Source organism: Methyloglobulus sp. (genome assembly GCF_046714055.1).
GTDB lineage: Bacteria > Pseudomonadota > Gammaproteobacteria > Methylococcales > Methylomonadaceae > Methyloglobulus.
The window spans coordinates 1-16,000 of the sequence record NZ_JBKKBJ010000099.1 but is presented as its reverse complement, the minus strand read 5'-3'; the positions used below and the strand labels follow the sequence as shown (position 1 = coordinate 16,000).

The following is a 16,000-nucleotide window of genomic DNA, read 5'->3' as shown; positions in this document are numbered from 1 at the left end:
ATTATTTGCACATCATGCAACCATTCGACTATCTTATCGGCTCTCCGACCTTTTTTTCCGCTCTCGTCGGCTTGATTGGCCTGTTGGTTGGCAGTTTTCTGAATGTGGTTATCTATCGTCTGCCCGTCATGATGCAGCAAAGCTGGCGTAAGGAGTGTGCAGAGTATCTGGGCATGTCCGCTGAACCTCTAGCGGAAAAAGCTTTTAATCTTGTTTTTCCGCTCTCCCGCTGCCCTGCCTGCAACACGCCCATAAAACCTTACCAGAATATCCCGATCATCAGTTATATTTTTTTACAAGGCAAATGCGCCAAATGCAATAATCCAATTTCCTTGCGCTACCCGGTCATAGAGGCGTTTACCGCCCTCAGCTCAGTCTTGATAGCTTGGCATTTTGGTTTTGCTCCGCAAACAGGATTTGCCTTACTTTTGACCTGGTCATTGATTGCATTGAGTTTTATCGATATTGACCATCACTTATTACCGGATTCAATCACGCTACCTACGCTGTGGTTGGGGCTACTTTTGAGCGTGTTCGGGTTATTTACCAATAGTCACGCCAGCATTATCGGAGCCATTGTCGGCTACTTGGCGCTTTGGAGCGTTTATCACCTGTTTAAACTGGCAACTGGTAAGGAAGGCATGGGTTATGGCGATTTCAAACTGCTCGCTTTGTTTGGTGCCTGGCTGGGCTGGCAGTCCTTGCTTATCATCATTTTGCTATCATCGCTGGCCGGCGCAGTAGTTGGCATCGCCATGATTGTATTTTCCCGGCATGACCGCAACACACCTATCCCCTTCGGGCCTTATTTGGCGGCTGCGGGCTGGATCGCCCTGATATGGGGCAATGATATTAACCATCTCTACTTGAAAATAGCGGGCCTATAATCGGGTGTTCAAAGTAGGTCTTAGCGGAGGTATAGGCTGTGGTAAAACCACGGTCAGCAAGTTGTTTACAGAATTGAACGTCCCGGTCGTCGATGCTGATGACATAGCACATAAGCTTGTAAAACCTGGGCAACCCGCTTTATTAGACATCGCCAAAGCCTTTGGCAATAAAGTTTTCAATCCTGATGGTTCTTTAAGTAGACAATATTTACGGGAAATTGTTTTTTCAGATTTGCAGCAAAAACAGAAACTTGAAGCTATCCTGCATCCTCTAGTATTTGCCTCAATACAAGAGAAAGTTAACAAATTGGCCACACCCTATTGTATCGTCAGCATCCCGTTATTGTTTGAAACGCATATGTCCCATCTTGTTGATCGGATACTCGTTATCGATTGCCCGGTCAAAATCCAGATAGAGCGCGTTAAGCGCCGGGATGGCTTAGCTGACGCAAGAATTCAGTCTATAATTAACAGCCAGGTGAGTAGAGAATTTAGGATGGCCCATGCCGACGATGTCATCGATAATTCTAATACCGACGGTAGCGGACTTGCAGAAAACGTCAAAAAACTGCACAATCTTTACCTTTCAATCAGCGCATCTTTAGGATAAACACGCTCGTGAAAAATCACATCACCTATGAATTTCCACTCAATGAACGAATCCGAATTTTCATTAGGCTAGAACAGCTCTTTCAAGAATTCAGCCATTTTTCTTCTAGTCCAACCATCGTGGACAAACGTGCTGCCATAAATGTGCTGTTGAATATTATGTCGATTTTCAGGCGCAACGACCTCAAGTCGGAAATACTAAAAGAATTGGATAGGCATGCGAAAGTGCTTAATAGATTCGCTGACAGCCAAAATGTTGACCCGAAACATCTGGAATCAATACTTAATCAGCTCACCCAAACCAGTAAAAAACTCTACGCAACCAGTGGGAAAATAGGCATAGCAATCATGGAAAGCGACCTGTTCCAAAGTGTCGCACAACGCAGTTCAATTCCAGGTGGAACCTGCTCATTTGACCTACCGGAATTTCATTATTGGCTGGAGCAGGATGAATCGATCCGCTTAAAAGATCTAGAACGCTGGAGCAATCCTTTCAACGAAATTCGCACCGCTATCGATCTCATCCTTGATTATGTCCGTACCAGCAATGCACCCAGCGAAGAAATAGCTGAGGCGGGTTTTTTCCAGATTGCCTTGGACAAAAATCTATCCTACCAACTCATTAAGGTAAATATGGATAAGTCACTGCCCTGTTTCACCGAGATCAGTGGCGGCAAACACCGTTGCACCATAAGGTTCATGGTGCCTTCAGCTGATGAGCAACGACCCACACAAAGCCCGGATGACATTCCTTTTTTCTTAACCCGCTGCTTGTTCTGATGACCTTATCACGGCAAGCATTGACCGTAAAATGTCCCCATTGTGGGCGAGCCGTGTACTGGACAACAGATTACCCATTCAAACCTTTCTGCTGTGAGCGATGCAAGCTAATCGACTTAGGTGAATGGGCAATGGAGGAAAAAATAATCCCTGGAGAGCCTGTGCCTATTGAAAATGATGGCGATGACAACTCGTTATTTCAGTGAAAATAAGGCATCCCTTATTCGCAAAACATCGCCGTTAATCCAAGTGCAATTAAACCCTAAGAACGTGTTTTAAAAGCGTCGCGAACGGAACGAGTGTAAGGCGCACGGAGCGCAGAAACCGGAGTGTACGTGGTGTACATGAGGATTTCGAGCACCGCGCAACGCAGCAATCGAGCCGCGTAGCAGCTTTTAAAACACGTTCCAAGACTAGAAACTATCCAACTAGGGCTTACGAAACATTTTCTTTCATGCCACAAAACAACCACCCATGCAGTTAATTGGCTTGCTAAAATTATGACTACCGTTAATTCCGAAAAATTATCCAGCGCCCGTTTTGCGGAAGCCACCGACGCTTTTGTGGAAGAATTTACCGCCTCTGTAAATTTTGATAAGCGCATGGCGGAGCAAGACATTCAAGGCTCTACTGCCCACGCCACCATGCTATGTGCGATTGGTATACTGACTACGGATGAGCGCGATGCAATTGTTGGCGGCTTGACACAAATAGCCAACGAAATAGCCCGTGGTGAATTCGTCTGGTCAATAAAACAGGAAGATGTACACATGAACATTGAGGCCAGATTGACTGACCTTATCGGCAATGCTGGAAAAAAACTACATACAGGCCGATCACGCAACGACCAGGTAGCCACTGACATTCGTCTTTATCTTCGCACTGGAATCAAGCATATAGAAAGTGAACTGGTACGGCTGCAAACAGCTATCCTGGACTTGGCCGAACAACACGCTGATACGATCATGCCCGGCTTCACCCATTTGCAGGTTGCCCAACCCATCACCTTCGGTCATCACCTGATGGCCTGGTTTGAGATGCTCAGCCGCGACCATGAGCGTTTGCAAGATTGTCTCAAACGCATCAACGTCATGCCTTTAGGTTCCGCCGCCTTGGCAGGTACCAGCTACCCTATCGACCGTCAATTGACATCCGATTTGCTTGGCTTTAGCCGACCTTCGGCCAACTCGCTCGACTCAGTGAGCGACCGCGATTTTGCCATTGAATTTACAGCAGCCGCCAGCTTGATAATGATGCACCTGTCGCGTTTTTCGGAAGAACTGATCTTGTGGGCCAGCGCCCAGTTTGATTTCATCGCCATGCCCGATGCCTTTTGTACGGGTTCATCCATCATGCCGCAAAAGAAAAATCCGGATGTCCCTGAACTGGTGCGCGGAAAATCAGGCAGGGTAACAGGCCATTTGATTGCGTTGCTAATGCTCATGAAAGGCCAACCCTTAGCTTATAACAAAGATAACCAAGAAGACAAAGAACCCTTGTTCGATACGGTAGACACGCTAATTAACTGCCTACGTGCTTATGCTGATATGGTTCCCCACCTCAAGGCCAAAAAAGAGAATATGTATCTGTCGGCCAAACGCGGCTACGCGACAGCAACCGATCTTGCCGATTACTTGGTACGTAAGGGCCTGGCCTTCCGCGATGCCCATGAAATCGTCGGCCAAGCTGTGCGATTAGGCATTGATAGTCAACGCGACCTTGCCGAATTATCACTACCTGAATTACAACAATTTTCGCCACTGATCACAGCAGACGTATACGACATATTAACGTTGGAAGGCTCCGTTGCTGCACGTAAACACATAGGCGGCACCGCGCCAGAAACCGTAAAAAGGGCTATCCATACCGCAAGAGAAACATTAAAAAACAGCTAAACAATATCCGATAGCTACCGTTTTTTAGGGCATGGACGAAATACCCCTTTTTTTGTATAATGAAAGCATTTACAGAAACCTTGAGATTTCTGTTGCCCCATCACCTAATCATTCTGGAGATCCTCAATGCTTATTAAAGTTGCCATCAACGGCTATGGCCGTATTGGTCGTAATATCATCCGTGCGCTTTACGAATCAGGTCGCACCAACGAAATTCAAATTGTAGCGGTCAATGACCTGGGCGACACCAAAACCAATGCACACCTGACCCAATATGACTCCGTGCATGGAAAGTTCCCCTTTGAAGTGGGCGTTGACGGCGATTGCATCGTCATCAATGGCGATAGAATCAAGGTGTACTCGGAGCGGGATCCATCAAAACTGCCATGGGGCGAACTGGGTATCGATGTTGTCCATGAATGCACCGGCTTATTCACCAGCAAAGCCAAGGCTTCAGCCCACATCGCTGCTGGCGCTAAAAAAGTCATTATCTCCGCTCCAGGCGGCAATGACGTGGATGGCACCATCGTTTTTGGCGTTAACCACAACACACTTAAGGCATCTGATACCGTTATCTCGAACGCATCTTGCACCACCAACTGTTTGGCGCCTATAGTAAAAGCACTGCACGACACGATAGGCGTGGAACATGGCCTGATGACTACCATACACTCGTACACGAATGACCAAGTGTTGACCGACGTGTACCACAGCGATTTACATCGTGCCCGTTCAGCCACGCAATCCATGATTCCTACCAAAACTGGCGCCGCCGCCGCAGTCGGTTTAGTGTTGCCTGAACTTGCAGGAAAACTGGATGGTTTTGCCATGCGCGTTCCGACTATCAACGTTTCCGTAGTGGACTTAACTTTCCAGGCATCCAGAAGCACCACTAAAGAAGAAATAGACCAAATACTTAAGACCGCGTCTACCGGTTTCTTGAAAGGTATCCTGGACATCAACGAAAAGCCTTTGGTTTCAGTCGACTTCAATCACAACCCGGCCTCGTCTATTTATGAGGCAGCATTGACCAAAGTCCTGAACGGCAGCTTCGTAAAAGTCCTGTCCTGGTATGACAATGAATGGGGCTTCTCAAACCGTATGCTTGATACGACTGTTGCCCTGGTTAACACAAAATAACAACTCATCCATAAAACTGAAATAACCACCTAATGTTAAGACGAACCAAAATTTTAGCGACACTTGGGCCGGCCACGGATAAACCCGGCGTCCTTGAAGAATTAATAAACGCCGGGGTTGATGTCGTTCGCATGAATTTCTCCCATGGTTCAGCTCAAGACCATATCGACAGGGCCAAAACGATCAGGGAACTCAGCCAAAAAGCAGGACGGCGTGTCGGTATTCTCGCCGATCTCCAAGGCCCTAAAATACGTATCGCCCGCTTTAAAGACACCAAGGTGTTCCTGAATGAAGGCCAGGATTTTGCCTTAGATATTAATCTTGATCCATTAGTTGGAGATAACGCCCAGGTAGGCATCACTTATGAACCGCTGGCTTTGGAAGTCAAACCCGGAAATCGGTTGCTGCTGGATGATGGCCGTATCGTGCTTGATGTCGTCAATGTTGAAAACATGCGGGTCAATTGCACGGTAGTCGTTGGCGGCGACCTGTCCAATAACAAAGGCATCAACCTTTTGGGTGGCGGCCTTTCTGCGGCGGCGTTAACCGAAAAAGACAAAGAAGACATCAAAACTATCGCCCTTATAAAGTGCGATTATGTGGCGATCTCTTTTCCGCGAACCGCTGAAGACCTTCATGAAGCCCGCCGTTTGCTGTTAGCAGAAGGTTGCCATGCAGGTATCGTCGCTAAAGTGGAACGGGCGGAAGCGATTGTAGAAAACGTGATGGATGAAATCATCCTGGCATCCGATGCCGTGATGGTTGCACGGGGCGACTTGGGTGTCGAAATCGGCGATGCTAACCTGCCCGCCGTGCAAAAGCAGCTGATCAAACGCACCAGGGAACTCAACCGTATTGCGATTACCGCGACCCAAATGATGGAATCCATGATCGAGAATGCGATCCCCACTCGCGCAGAAGTGTTTGACGTTGCCAATGCCGTGTACGACGGCACCGATGCGATCATGCTCTCTGCAGAAACGGCATCAGGGAAATATCCCATTAAAGCCGTTGAAGCAATGGATCGCATCTGTCTGGAAGCAGAAAAACAGCCCATTGTCCGTGTTTCTGATCATCGTGTGAGTATCCAATTTGAACGTGTTGACGAAGCGATTGCAATGTCGGCGATGTATATGGCAAACCATACTAAAATCAAAGGCATTGTCGCATTGACCGAATCAGGCTCATCGCCCTTATGGATGTCACGGATCAGTTCGGGCATACCCATTTTTGCATTAAGCAGTTCAGAAGAGACCCTGGGCAGGGCCACCTTGTTCCGGGGCGTATTCCCTATCTACCACCGCATCGACGAGCGCCACGACCATGCCGAAGTTAACCGGAGCATCGTCAGAGAATTAAGAAAATGGAACCTGGCCAAGGACGGTGACAAATTCATCATCACTAAAGGCGACCTGACAGGCGTCCAAGGCGGCACTAACGCTCTAAAAGTGATTGTCGTTGGTCAGGGTCTAACCCCTTAACTCTAAACTACTATGTAAGAAATATCAGGGTTGTTTACAGATTGATTGGTTAAATAAGCGGGAGGCATTAGATTGTTCCGGAAATTGCCTGATCAAAGGGGCGTTAGGTAGTAATCCAGGCTTAACCTGAAAGATAAATCAAAAAAACTGGAACTGTCTGATTAAGTTTGAACCACTACAAATTAAAGGTGTACGATGATGTTGGGCTTATACACCCTATGCGTTCCGGATTGCCAACTATTTAATTAGAATAGATTCTTTGCAATTATCGATAACCGGTCGGCCTCTGCGTGATAACATGAAGAAAGGCTTCTTCGCTATATTTAAAATAATTGAGAGCAGAAAGTGAGGGTTTCGGTATAGTGCTGATGTCTGGAACACTGAAACAGCTAAAGACCGAGTAGACGTTTTTATCTCTTCCCTGGTGCTTACCCGCTTAACAAACCGATGGTCTGATAACATGAACTCGACTAAAGACTGCATTCATTCGAGCACCGGGGGCGCTGCCGAATCGCACAAACCGATAGGACTTGGCGGTTCCTCACTCGGCAACCTTTACCATATCTGTGCTTTTTTCACTCTTCAGATGAAGAATACCCGTTACTTCTTCCGTTCATCAAGGAAGGTCTCGATCGTGGTGAAAAAGCGTTTCACGTTGTTGATCCGAATTTACGCGGCGAACACTTGCGGCATCTGGAGTCGGTTGGAATCGAAACCGGAGCCGCCGAGCAGAGCGGCCAATTGGAACTGCGCAATTGGCACGAAGCTTATCTGCGCGACGGCCATTTCGATCAGAACAGAATGCTCGCCTTGTTACAAAGCGTCCTTGACGAAGCCAAGCAGCAGGGCTTTCCTTTGACCCGCCTGGTCGCCCACATGGAATGGGCTTTGGAAGACCGGCCGGGCGTCAATGACATTGTCGAATATGAAACTCGGCTCAATTACTTCCTGCACTGTTATTCGGATCCCGTGGTCTGTGTGTACGATCTCGCCCAATTCGGAGCCGCTGCCGTGATCGATATCATGCGTACCCACCCGATGGTTATCATCGGTGGCGTACTTCAGGAAAATCCCTTTTTCGTGCCGCCGGATGATTTCCTTTGCGAGTTGCGAAAACGCCAGAGCCGTAACAATAAGTCCGTCGCCTCCTGATCATCTAGGCGGAAATTCAGTAACTCTATGCAGGACGGCAGCGAGAGCATCCGAAATCTCCAGGGCTGTATCAACGACTTGCTCAGTCTTCTGCCCCTGCCGGCAATATGGAGCGGCACTGATGCGGCTCAAGTGCTCGGCATGCTTCTTGATGTTTTGGTGCGCATGTTGTGCCTGGACTTTGCCTATGCCCGGCTGAACGTCTCCCAGGATGCAACCCACACAGAAATTTGCCGGATTGCGGAAGGCTCTGGTACGCCCAACGATGCAGGACGAATCGGTCGGGCGCTGCAAGCGTGGCTGGAAGGCGTCGATTCCGCTTCAACGACGGTGTTGCCCAATCCAGCCGACCCCGGGGCGCGATTGTGGCGACCTCGACCCAGGCTGATTTTCCCACCGATATCGATCTCCTCCTGCTTAAGACCGCAGTGAACTAGGCCATTATCGAATTGCAACGGGGTGAAGTTCTTGCCGCATGCACTCGAACGGTGGCCGCAGAGCAAGCAAAGAATCAACTGCTCGCAGAAAACACTTACCTTCGTCAGTAATTGCAGTTCGAAGAACCCAATAGCGATATCATTGGCCGGAGTCAATCATTACAGAATGTGTTGCTTCTTGTCAGTCAAGTCGCGCCTACCAAAGCCTGCGTTTTAATTCAAGGGGAAACGGGCACTGGTAAGGAGTTAATCGCTCGTGCGTTGCACCGCTTGAGTACTCGGAAGGAACAATCTTTCATCAAGTTGAACTGTGCCGCGATTCCAACAGGGCTTCTGGAAGCCGAGTTGTTCGGGCACGAAAAAGGCGTATTCACTAACGCCGTTGGACAACGCATCGGCCGCTTCGAACTGGCCCACCGGGGTACGATCTTCCTCGATGAAGTCGGCGAAATCCCTTTGAAACTACAGGCCAAGTTGCTGCGCGTGTTGCAGGAACAGGAATTTGAGCGCTTGGGCAGTTCAAGGACGATCCGCGTTGATGTCAGACTCGTCGCGGCGTTGAACCGTAACCTGGCGCAGATGGTTGAAGAAGGACGATTCCGTAGCGATCTCTTTTATCGGCTGAATGTATTTCCGATCTCAGCCCCCGCTTTGCGGGAACGCACTGAAGACATTCCACTGTTAGTCCGGCATTTCTTCGATCGCTTTGCACGGGAATATAACTAGCGCATCACCACCATCACTGAGAAAACCATGAATGCGCTATGCCGTTATCACTGGCCCAGGAACGTACGGGAGATGTCGAATCTCATCGAGCGGGGCGTCATCCTGTCGCAGGGGTCTACACTTGAAATCCCGCTTATCGAACTGAAGCCAGCCAACGAAACCCTCACCGATGAATTAAGCCTTAGTGATTTCGAACGCGAGCATATTCTTCGGGCGCTGAACGAATGCGGTTGGGTCATTGCAGGCCCTTCCGGGGCAGCGGCAAAGCTCGGCATGAACGGACCTCATTGAAATACAAAATGCAGAAATTGGGCATCATACGGCCCCGTTAGGAATTTTATCGTGACGACCATCCGGCAGTCCTGACGGCTGGCCATCAGCCGACTCCGGCATCAACGTGTTTTCCATCCCTTATCTTTATCTATTCTGAAAATAATATTCTTCAGGATTTTATTTGCTTAGCTCAAATTCCTGGTAATGCACCAACATAGGAACAGCGGTTGCATTGGTAATTTCAAGGAATAGCCGGCCGGTTGACAAAGAACCTGCGTTGGTCAGCTGACTCTAAAACGGAATACCTTGCTCCGAGGCACCCGGCAATTTCCGAAACAACCCCAAAACCTGAGTGGAGGAAAGAAAAATGAAAATACGCAATCAGGACATACTCATACCGACCAGCATGGTCGGCAACTACCCCAACCCCAAATGGTGGGATTCGAAATTCGCCAGACATTTCACCGGCGACCAGGAACCCCCGGACTCCCTATGGCGCGAAGCTTTAGAGGATGCCGTCGGCGCCATTGCGAGGGACCAGGAAAACGCCGGGCTCGACATTATCGCCGATGGGCGGCTCCATGGGGGACAATTACGCCGATCAGGTGCTCTATTATTATTTACGGCGCTTAGGTTATAACCTTAGAGGCGGCCCCACCTCGGTTTTCCGATCTACAGCCGTTTGCATGCCGGAACCCTGGATCAGGAGATCAAACGGCAGGGTTCCATTATGGTCGAACAGGCACGGGCGCTTAAAAACGCGACTAGCAAACCCGTCAAGGTGCAGTATACCGGCGTTCAGGTTCTCGCCCAGTGCACCAATGATCTGTACTACAAATCTTCGCGCGACCGAGCCATGGCGATTGCCGCTGCAATGAACGAGGATTTGCGTGAAGTGGATGCCCTCGGCGTCGACTTCATCCAGCTTGACGAATTCACCTTCCCCTACGGGCTCGAAGATTGGGCGCTTGAAGCATTTAGTCGCGCTGTGGAAGGTGTCAAGAACGCTCAGATCATCGTGCATGTGTGCTGGGGAAACTGGGGGGGTACGCCGGCCTATCTGCCTGACGACACGGCCAAGACCGGGGAGATTTTCGATTTGACCAAGCGGCGCGGCAAAGAACCACCGGCCACCGCATCCGTAGTACCCGGTGTGTATAAGCTTCCCATTAACGTTTTGAATCTCGAAAGCTGTGGCCGTCGTAGCGATGACATGAGTGATCTGAACTTTATGAAGGCGAACCCGCTACCGGACAATGTCTCATTCTGGGCCGGCGTGATCGACGTGAAAAGCACCATTACCGAAACTGCCGAACAGGTTGCGGATTGGATCCGGTGGTTGTTGCGGGTCATTCCGGCCAATCGGCTCGGGGTTACGACCGACTGCGGCTTGATTCTGCTGCAACGATACATTGCGATCAAAAAATTGCACGCCCTAGTGGCGGGAACCGAATTGGTGCGGGAGGAACTGGCCAAAAAGGTCGCTGCCTGATGCACAGCAATCACCGGAGATCGAAAATAGTCCTGTTTTCCCGTGTCTCGTGTAACACTCGCGCCATGCCAATCTACCAGCTAATCTGTCCGGACTGCGGCCATTCTTTTAGCGGCATGGTTTTCGCGGGGACACAGGAACCTGAAAAATGGGTCTGCTCCCAATGCGGGAGTGACCGCGCCAAACCACGCGCCGATTGTCCGTCGGCCCCCACCCTTTGGAAGCAGCCCATGGAGCGGGCTGCCCTTGTTGCGGAGGGAGCGTTAAATCGCGTTGAACCGGATCAGGGCCAGGATGTTAGCGCACCCCCTTGGGCGATGTTGGGTCAAACGATCCGATAAAGAGAGTGTTCATGTAAAGATAGTAATAAATGTATTTTGGTGTTGCCGGAATATGTCAGGCGTTGTCAAGGCGCACCAAAGCTTGATGGGACCATAAACCATCGCATCCTTTTCCGAGACGACTTTGGTTTTCCGCGTCATCCGCCCCAAATGATGGCGCGTATTGCCGTTGTCCTGCCCTACCCGCGTGGTGTGCGCCTTGCCGACCCGATGCCTGTCCCTCGGCAACACCGCAGCGAACGCATCCCAGTCGTCGGTGTAGGACGTGCGGCTCGTCAAGTGCTTGACCTTGTCGTAGAGCCGTCGGAAGGTTGCAATATCACGACGACCGACCACCCAGGCAACAGTGCGCCGTGTGCGACGATCCAACGCCTTGACGGTCCGGCGCTTGTTTTTTTTGAGCCGACAAAATGCCACATTTCGTCAAATTCCATCTCCTGGATGCCGCCGGGCACTTCGGGCCCAGGCAAACTGGCCGCCGCTTCCGTTATCCACCGGTACATCAGCGACCTGGAATGCCCAAACAGCTTGCCCAGCATCCCGAAGGAAGCTTTCCCGACGCTGTACAAGATCACCGCCAGGGCTTTCTTCGCCGCCAACGAACCCTTGGCCCGGCGGTCACTCCCACAGCGCTTGCAGTTCAACATAACCATACCCACCACCGTATCAGGATAAGGCTATATTAAACTAAAAAACTATATTTATGTAAACACTCTCGATTTTTTAATCTAACGGGAAAAGGTTGTAACACCCATGCGGTATCAGACGCAATCAACACGCTGGAAGCCATAGCGAAACAAATGGGGGAATTGCACCCCGTCCACATCCGCACGTTTAACGATACCAAGCGCATTCTAATTGATGTTTGCGACAAGGAGCGGAGCGTAATAGCCATTGATCCCGGCGGCTGGAAAACCCAAATAAACAGCAGCGTTAAATTCGTCTGCAAACGCGACATTACGGACTTACCAATACCTAACGGCAAAGGCGATATAAGCCTTCTGGGTAACTACCTTAACGTTAACGACCATGACTTGCCGCTCATTATTGGCTGGATATTATACGCCCTGGGTGGCGTTAAGCCCTATCCAATCCTGATACTGCAAGGCGAACAAGGCAGCGGCAAAAGCACGACAAGCCGTGTCATAAGGGCATTGGTTGACCCGTCCAGCGTACCCTTGCGAAGCCCACCACGAGAGCCTAAAGGCTTGCTGGTTAGTGCTGGCAACCCACGTTGTCGCGCTGGATAACCTGAGCGGCCTATCGCCTGAAATATCGGATTGCTTATGCAGATTGTCCACGGGCGGGGGGCATGACGTAAGGCAGCTTTACAGCGACACAGACCAGATACTTATCGACATCCAAAAACCTGTAATCATCAACGGGATCGACGACATAGCGACACGTCCAGACTTGGCGGAACGGGCATTAATTATCAACTTACCCGAAATTAAGCCAGATACCCGAAAAAGTGAAAGTGAATTTTGGCGCGGATTTGAAAGGGATAAGACGGCTATATTCGCGGGTTTGCTGGATTGCCTAGCAGTTGGATTAGTCCGTCGTGACAGTATTGTTTTAAAGGAAAAGCCACGGATGGCTGATGTGGCCCTATGGGTAACGGCATGTGAGGAAGGCTATAAACCAGGGCATAACATTCATTGAAGCCCACACCAAAAACCAACGGGAAGCCATAGAGCTAGGTATCGAAGCGTAACCCGTAGGCACGGCAATCATGATGCTAATGGGTGGCGAAACAACAGAATGGACGGGAACGCCAACCCACCTGCTAAAAGAACTTGAAAACATAGTCGGAACAAACCAAACCAGGTCAAGGGCGTGGCCTCAATCCACAAAAGGGCTGAGGAATTCAATAAAACGGCTGATGCCCAGTTTTCGCAAGATTGGGATATTCGTTGACCCAGGCAAAAGCGGCGCAAGGTTTTATAAGATTACAAAGGGTACGTTACAAGCGTCCAAAGTGCCAAAAGCGTCCAAACCCACGGTTGGCGCGGCTTCCAGCCCGGACACTTGCCGGACGGATAGCGAAAGTTGGACGGATAAGCGTCCAGAATGGGCGGATAGCGATTCTATGTATCCACCCGCGAACCCAGCAACGGCGCGGGATTGGGCGGATAGGACGCTTAGGACGGATAAAACAGAGCATTCTATTTTGTGTGATGACACGGAGCGTTTTTAATGGGCGCACTAACCAAAATCAGGCAATCCGGCTTTGCCGTCAACTTGGTTGATGGCTATATTGAAATCAGCCCGTCCAGCAAACTGACACTAGCACAACGGGAGTTTTTGAAGAAACACAGGGCGACGATCGTTACCGAGCTTGAAAAAGAAAAGGAGGCCAAGGCACGAATGGCGACACGCGGCTATTGTTACCGCCATGCGGACAAGCCCAGTAGTGAGCTTTGGGCGATTATGCCTAACGCCACGCTGGAAGAAGCCAGGGCTTCATTGCGCCGTCGGTTTGGCGATAAGTTGGTTTGTGTCTATGAAAGCCCCAGGCTCTTACATTGAACTATTTTTAACACCACAAAGAGGAACGAACCATGCGACACAAAATTACAGCCTTACAACACCTGGCAAGCCGCTTGCCGCCGAATGTCGGTTTTGACCCGTTCAAACAGCCCTTACACAGCCAGATAGAACACCTTATGGGCAATGTCCATGCGCTGCACAACCTGCAAGGGAACCCAGATCGGCTAGACTCTGAGTTAGGGCATCAACTTAAAGTGACAAAGAAAAAACAGGAACTGTTGCAAGTCGTCTGACAGGCAAAGGGCAAACTGTCAGGCCTTATTGAAGGCGAGCGCAAAAGGCTTGATTCTGGAAACAAAAACCTTGCGCGGCTAGTCGAGGACGGTTACGCTGCCGAGCTTCGTTCCGTGTTCAGGGGCATGAGCGACAAGGACAAGGGCAGGTTCATTGATGACGCGATAGCCCGTGACGATGCTAACGCCCTGGCTGCAATCCTTAACTACCCCTATGCGCTGATCGGCTGGCCTAAGGAGCGGCGGGACAATTACAGGGATATGTTTATCGGCAAAACGGCCGCGACCGAACAATATGCGGAGCTTGCCGAGACCGAGGAAGCGGTGGGAACCATGCTTGGAGTTGCCGCTGGCCTTTGCGCTGTGTGACGGTCAAAAGAAACGGAAAAGGAACAGCTTATCATTGATGCCGCAAAGGTTAAGATGGCAAAGGCAACACAACAGAAGCCCGTGTCAAAGGCTTGACGCGTTGCCTTTTATGCCAATATAAGAAATATAGGGGCAGCACTGATTTAATTGGGGTACTTCTGGGGGTATGTTTTTATTTTAATATTATGAATTCCTTTAATAATAAGGCTTACAGAGCATGATGTGATAGACAGACGACAGTAACACCAAAAATTGACACTTATTGCAACCAGAGTTACTGCATTTTGTGTAATGTTTGCAGCCCAACGAAGCGTGCAATTAAGATACATCGACATACCCCAGAAATTGGGGAGTTTTTTAGTGGTACTTTGAATTTTGTAAAGTGAGTTACCCCCAAATGCTATCAGACATTGCATGTAAGAACGCACACAGGAGCGACAAGGCAAAACTGGGAGGCTTTTAAATTGTCCGACGGAAAGACTTATTTTTCTTGGTAAAGCCTCAATCCCAGGGATGGGGTAAGTTTTGTCGGTCCAATTTCGCGATGATGGCAATGCTCGCGGTGGTGTTCGGTGGCACATACTTTGCTGACCCCGTTATGCTTTTACTGCGCTCCTTTACTGAGTCGTAATCGTCAGCGTGACACCGCTCGCGATTGAGCCTACATCTACGCCCGCGTCATCGCGCACGAATAACTTCCAGTCTCCATTTGGCGACGTCCCATTGAATACAGCCAGGGCAGTCAGCCAAGGAGCCGGTGGTGCCGGTGCCGGGAAGGCATCGGCAGGGCCAATGGCGTAATCCTTTGGCCGATAGGTGCCCGTGGTTATTGCCGTGGACTGGGGCACATCCACAGCGGCCGCTGCGTCGAAAGTCAGAGTGATGCCGCTGACATCCACCCCGCCGCCTGCGTCCGACATCAGCATGGCCTTCTGCCCCCCCGGACCGACGAGCAGAATATCGAGGTCCGCCGGGTAAGTATGCGTCAAGCCCTTGAGCGTCACGACCACTTTGCTGGTGTTGCCGGACATGCCGTTGACGGTGACGATGGCCGGGTAGGGCGTGGCGGTGGCGTTATCCCTGATCGTGATGGCGGCAGGGGCGGAGAAGGTTTGCGTTCCTGAGCCACCCGCCGCCGTGGTAAACGACCAGGTGACATCCGCTTGCAACGGATTGCCCGCCAAGTCCTTGACACCGCTCGCCGCGCCCTTCATGGTTGCTGTGTACGTCGTGCCGGATGTCAGCGCGCTGCTCGGCGTCAGCGTCGCCGTGAAGCTTCCGGCGTTGTAAACGACTGTTGCCGGCACCGCCGTGGCTCCAGGGCCCTGTAGCGTGAACGTCGAACCCGAGATCGTTGCCGCAGTCATGGCCTCACTGAACACCGCGGTCACGGTCGTCCCCAGGGCGATCCCGGTGGTTCCGGCCGTGGGCGTCTTCGTATTGACCGTGGGAGGTTGATTGTCAGACACAGCGCGGATCTCATAGAGGGAGCCTGAATTTAAACTAGCTGAGACTTTTGCACGAACCCAAGCCCCTAAACTGGTAAAATAAGCCCTTATCAAAGTCCGAGCAATAGCCCATGTCCTGGAAGAACCTAGCCCAAACCAGTTTAAGCGATGCCCTAGTCAAGCACCA

Annotated in this window: 23 protein-coding genes; 21 read left to right on the top strand and 2 right to left on the bottom strand. The window is 50.4% G+C overall.

Annotated features, from left to right (window positions below):
* Positions 1 to 14 precede the first annotated feature (14 nt).
* From ACLQ6D_RS06200 to ACLQ6D_RS06135, 14 genes are all read left to right on the top strand, one after another.
* Entirely contained in the window at positions 15 to 887 is an 873-nt protein-coding gene (locus ACLQ6D_RS06200; RefSeq protein ID WP_411726417.1) for a prepilin peptidase, read from the top strand.
* A 4-nt stretch (positions 888 to 891) separates the two neighbouring features.
* Complete coding sequence (gene coaE / locus ACLQ6D_RS06195) at positions 892 to 1,497, top strand: dephospho-CoA kinase (RefSeq protein ID WP_411726416.1); 606 nt, start codon at positions 892 to 894, stop codon at positions 1,495 to 1,497.
* An 8-nt stretch (positions 1,498 to 1,505) separates the two neighbouring features.
* A complete protein-coding gene (gene zapD / locus ACLQ6D_RS06190) occupies positions 1,506 to 2,276 on the top strand; it encodes a cell division protein ZapD (RefSeq protein WP_411726415.1) in 771 nt (256 codons plus the stop codon).
* A complete protein-coding gene (gene yacG / locus ACLQ6D_RS06185; RefSeq protein ID WP_411726414.1) occupies positions 2,276 to 2,482 on the top strand; it encodes a DNA gyrase inhibitor YacG in 207 nt (68 codons plus the stop codon). The genes zapD and yacG overlap by 1 nt, the downstream gene beginning before the upstream one ends.
* 294 nt (positions 2,483 to 2,776) lie before the next feature.
* A complete protein-coding gene (argH, locus tag ACLQ6D_RS06180) occupies positions 2,777 to 4,171 on the top strand; it encodes an argininosuccinate lyase (RefSeq protein ID WP_411726413.1) in 1,395 nt (464 codons plus the stop codon).
* Positions 4,172 to 4,297: 126 nt separating this feature from the next.
* Positions 4,298 to 5,311 (top strand): type I glyceraldehyde-3-phosphate dehydrogenase, encoded by a 1,014-nt coding sequence (gap, locus tag ACLQ6D_RS06175; protein WP_411726412.1) that lies wholly within the window; start codon positions 4,298 to 4,300, stop codon positions 5,309 to 5,311.
* 32 nt (positions 5,312 to 5,343) lie between these two features.
* Positions 5,344 to 6,792 carry a pyruvate kinase gene (gene pyk, locus ACLQ6D_RS06170; RefSeq protein ID WP_411726411.1) on the top strand — a complete coding sequence of 483 codons (1,449 nt, stop codon included), beginning with the start codon at positions 5,344 to 5,346 and terminating at the stop codon, positions 6,790 to 6,792.
* A 477-nt stretch (positions 6,793 to 7,269) separates the two neighbouring features.
* On the top strand, positions 7,270 to 7,944 hold the full coding sequence (locus ACLQ6D_RS06165; protein ID WP_411726432.1) for an MEDS domain-containing protein: 675 nt from the start codon (positions 7,270 to 7,272) through the stop codon (positions 7,942 to 7,944).
* A 141-nt stretch (positions 7,945 to 8,085) separates the two neighbouring features.
* Positions 8,086 to 8,376 (top strand): hypothetical protein, encoded by a 291-nt coding sequence (locus tag ACLQ6D_RS06160; RefSeq protein ID WP_411726410.1) that lies wholly within the window; start codon positions 8,086 to 8,088, stop codon positions 8,374 to 8,376.
* Between the two features lie 116 nt (positions 8,377 to 8,492).
* Entirely contained in the window at positions 8,493 to 9,107 is a 615-nt protein-coding gene (locus ACLQ6D_RS06155; protein ID WP_411726409.1) for a sigma 54-interacting transcriptional regulator, read from the top strand.
* A gap of 72 nt (positions 9,108 to 9,179) precedes the next feature.
* The gene (locus tag ACLQ6D_RS06150) at positions 9,180 to 9,398 is read left to right on the top strand and encodes a helix-turn-helix domain-containing protein (protein WP_411726408.1); all 219 of its coding nucleotides are present in this window, start codon (positions 9,180 to 9,182) and stop codon (positions 9,396 to 9,398) included.
* A gap of 349 nt (positions 9,399 to 9,747) precedes the next feature.
* The gene (locus ACLQ6D_RS06145) at positions 9,748 to 10,020 is read left to right on the top strand and encodes a hypothetical protein (RefSeq protein WP_411726407.1); all 273 of its coding nucleotides are present in this window, start codon (positions 9,748 to 9,750) and stop codon (positions 10,018 to 10,020) included.
* Between the two features lie 42 nt (positions 10,021 to 10,062).
* Positions 10,063 to 10,872: a 2-hydroxypropyl-CoM lyase gene (locus tag ACLQ6D_RS06140; RefSeq protein WP_411726406.1), complete on the top strand. Its 810-nt coding sequence runs from the start codon at positions 10,063 to 10,065 to the stop codon at positions 10,870 to 10,872.
* A complete protein-coding gene (locus ACLQ6D_RS06135; protein WP_411726405.1) occupies positions 10,872 to 11,213 on the top strand; it encodes an FmdB family zinc ribbon protein in 342 nt (113 codons plus the stop codon). Before ACLQ6D_RS06140 ends, ACLQ6D_RS06135 begins: the two co-directional genes overlap by 1 nt.
* 9 nt (positions 11,214 to 11,222) lie before the next feature.
* Here the strand turns inward: ACLQ6D_RS06135 and ACLQ6D_RS06130 are convergent, their stop codons facing one another.
* The gene (locus ACLQ6D_RS06130) at positions 11,223 to 11,630 is read right to left on the bottom strand and encodes an IS1 family transposase (protein ID WP_411726404.1); all 408 of its coding nucleotides are present in this window, start codon (positions 11,628 to 11,630) and stop codon (positions 11,223 to 11,225) included.
* 24 nt (positions 11,631 to 11,654) lie between these two features.
* On the opposite strand from ACLQ6D_RS06130, the gene ACLQ6D_RS06125 reads away from it, so the two are divergent.
* The 7 genes from ACLQ6D_RS06125 to ACLQ6D_RS06095 all read left to right on the top strand — a co-directional run bounded on the left by ACLQ6D_RS06125 (position 11,655) and on the right by ACLQ6D_RS06095 (position 14,365).
* Complete coding sequence (locus ACLQ6D_RS06125; RefSeq protein WP_411726403.1) at positions 11,655 to 11,888, top strand: hypothetical protein; 234 nt, start codon at positions 11,655 to 11,657, stop codon at positions 11,886 to 11,888.
* 125 nt (positions 11,889 to 12,013) lie between these two features.
* Positions 12,014 to 12,463, top strand: coding sequence for a hypothetical protein (locus ACLQ6D_RS06120; protein WP_411726402.1), 450 nt, complete (start codon positions 12,014 to 12,016; stop codon positions 12,461 to 12,463).
* Positions 12,432 to 12,875, top strand: coding sequence for a hypothetical protein (locus tag ACLQ6D_RS06115; RefSeq protein WP_411726401.1), 444 nt, complete (start codon positions 12,432 to 12,434; stop codon positions 12,873 to 12,875). Before ACLQ6D_RS06120 ends, ACLQ6D_RS06115 begins: the two co-directional genes overlap by 32 nt.
* A 220-nt stretch (positions 12,876 to 13,095) precedes the next feature.
* Positions 13,096 to 13,410: a hypothetical protein gene (locus ACLQ6D_RS06110; protein ID WP_411726400.1), complete on the top strand. Its 315-nt coding sequence runs from the start codon at positions 13,096 to 13,098 to the stop codon at positions 13,408 to 13,410.
* Positions 13,410 to 13,742, top strand: a complete 333-nt coding sequence (locus ACLQ6D_RS06105) for a hypothetical protein (RefSeq protein ID WP_411726399.1) — start codon at positions 13,410 to 13,412, stop codon at positions 13,740 to 13,742. The genes ACLQ6D_RS06110 and ACLQ6D_RS06105 overlap by 1 nt, the downstream gene beginning before the upstream one ends.
* Positions 13,743 to 13,774: 32 nt before the next feature.
* Positions 13,775 to 13,996: a hypothetical protein gene (locus ACLQ6D_RS06100; RefSeq protein WP_411726398.1), complete on the top strand. Its 222-nt coding sequence runs from the start codon at positions 13,775 to 13,777 to the stop codon at positions 13,994 to 13,996.
* Positions 13,997 to 14,122: 126 nt separating this feature from the next.
* Positions 14,123 to 14,365, top strand: a complete 243-nt coding sequence (locus ACLQ6D_RS06095) for a hypothetical protein (RefSeq protein WP_411726397.1) — start codon at positions 14,123 to 14,125, stop codon at positions 14,363 to 14,365.
* Between the two features lie 617 nt (positions 14,366 to 14,982).
* Here ACLQ6D_RS06095 and ACLQ6D_RS06090 read toward each other — a convergent pair.
* The gene (locus ACLQ6D_RS06090) at positions 14,983 to 15,834 is read right to left on the bottom strand and encodes an Ig-like domain-containing protein (protein ID WP_411726396.1); all 852 of its coding nucleotides are present in this window, start codon (positions 15,832 to 15,834) and stop codon (positions 14,983 to 14,985) included.
* Positions 15,835 to 16,000: the final 166 nt, after the last annotated feature.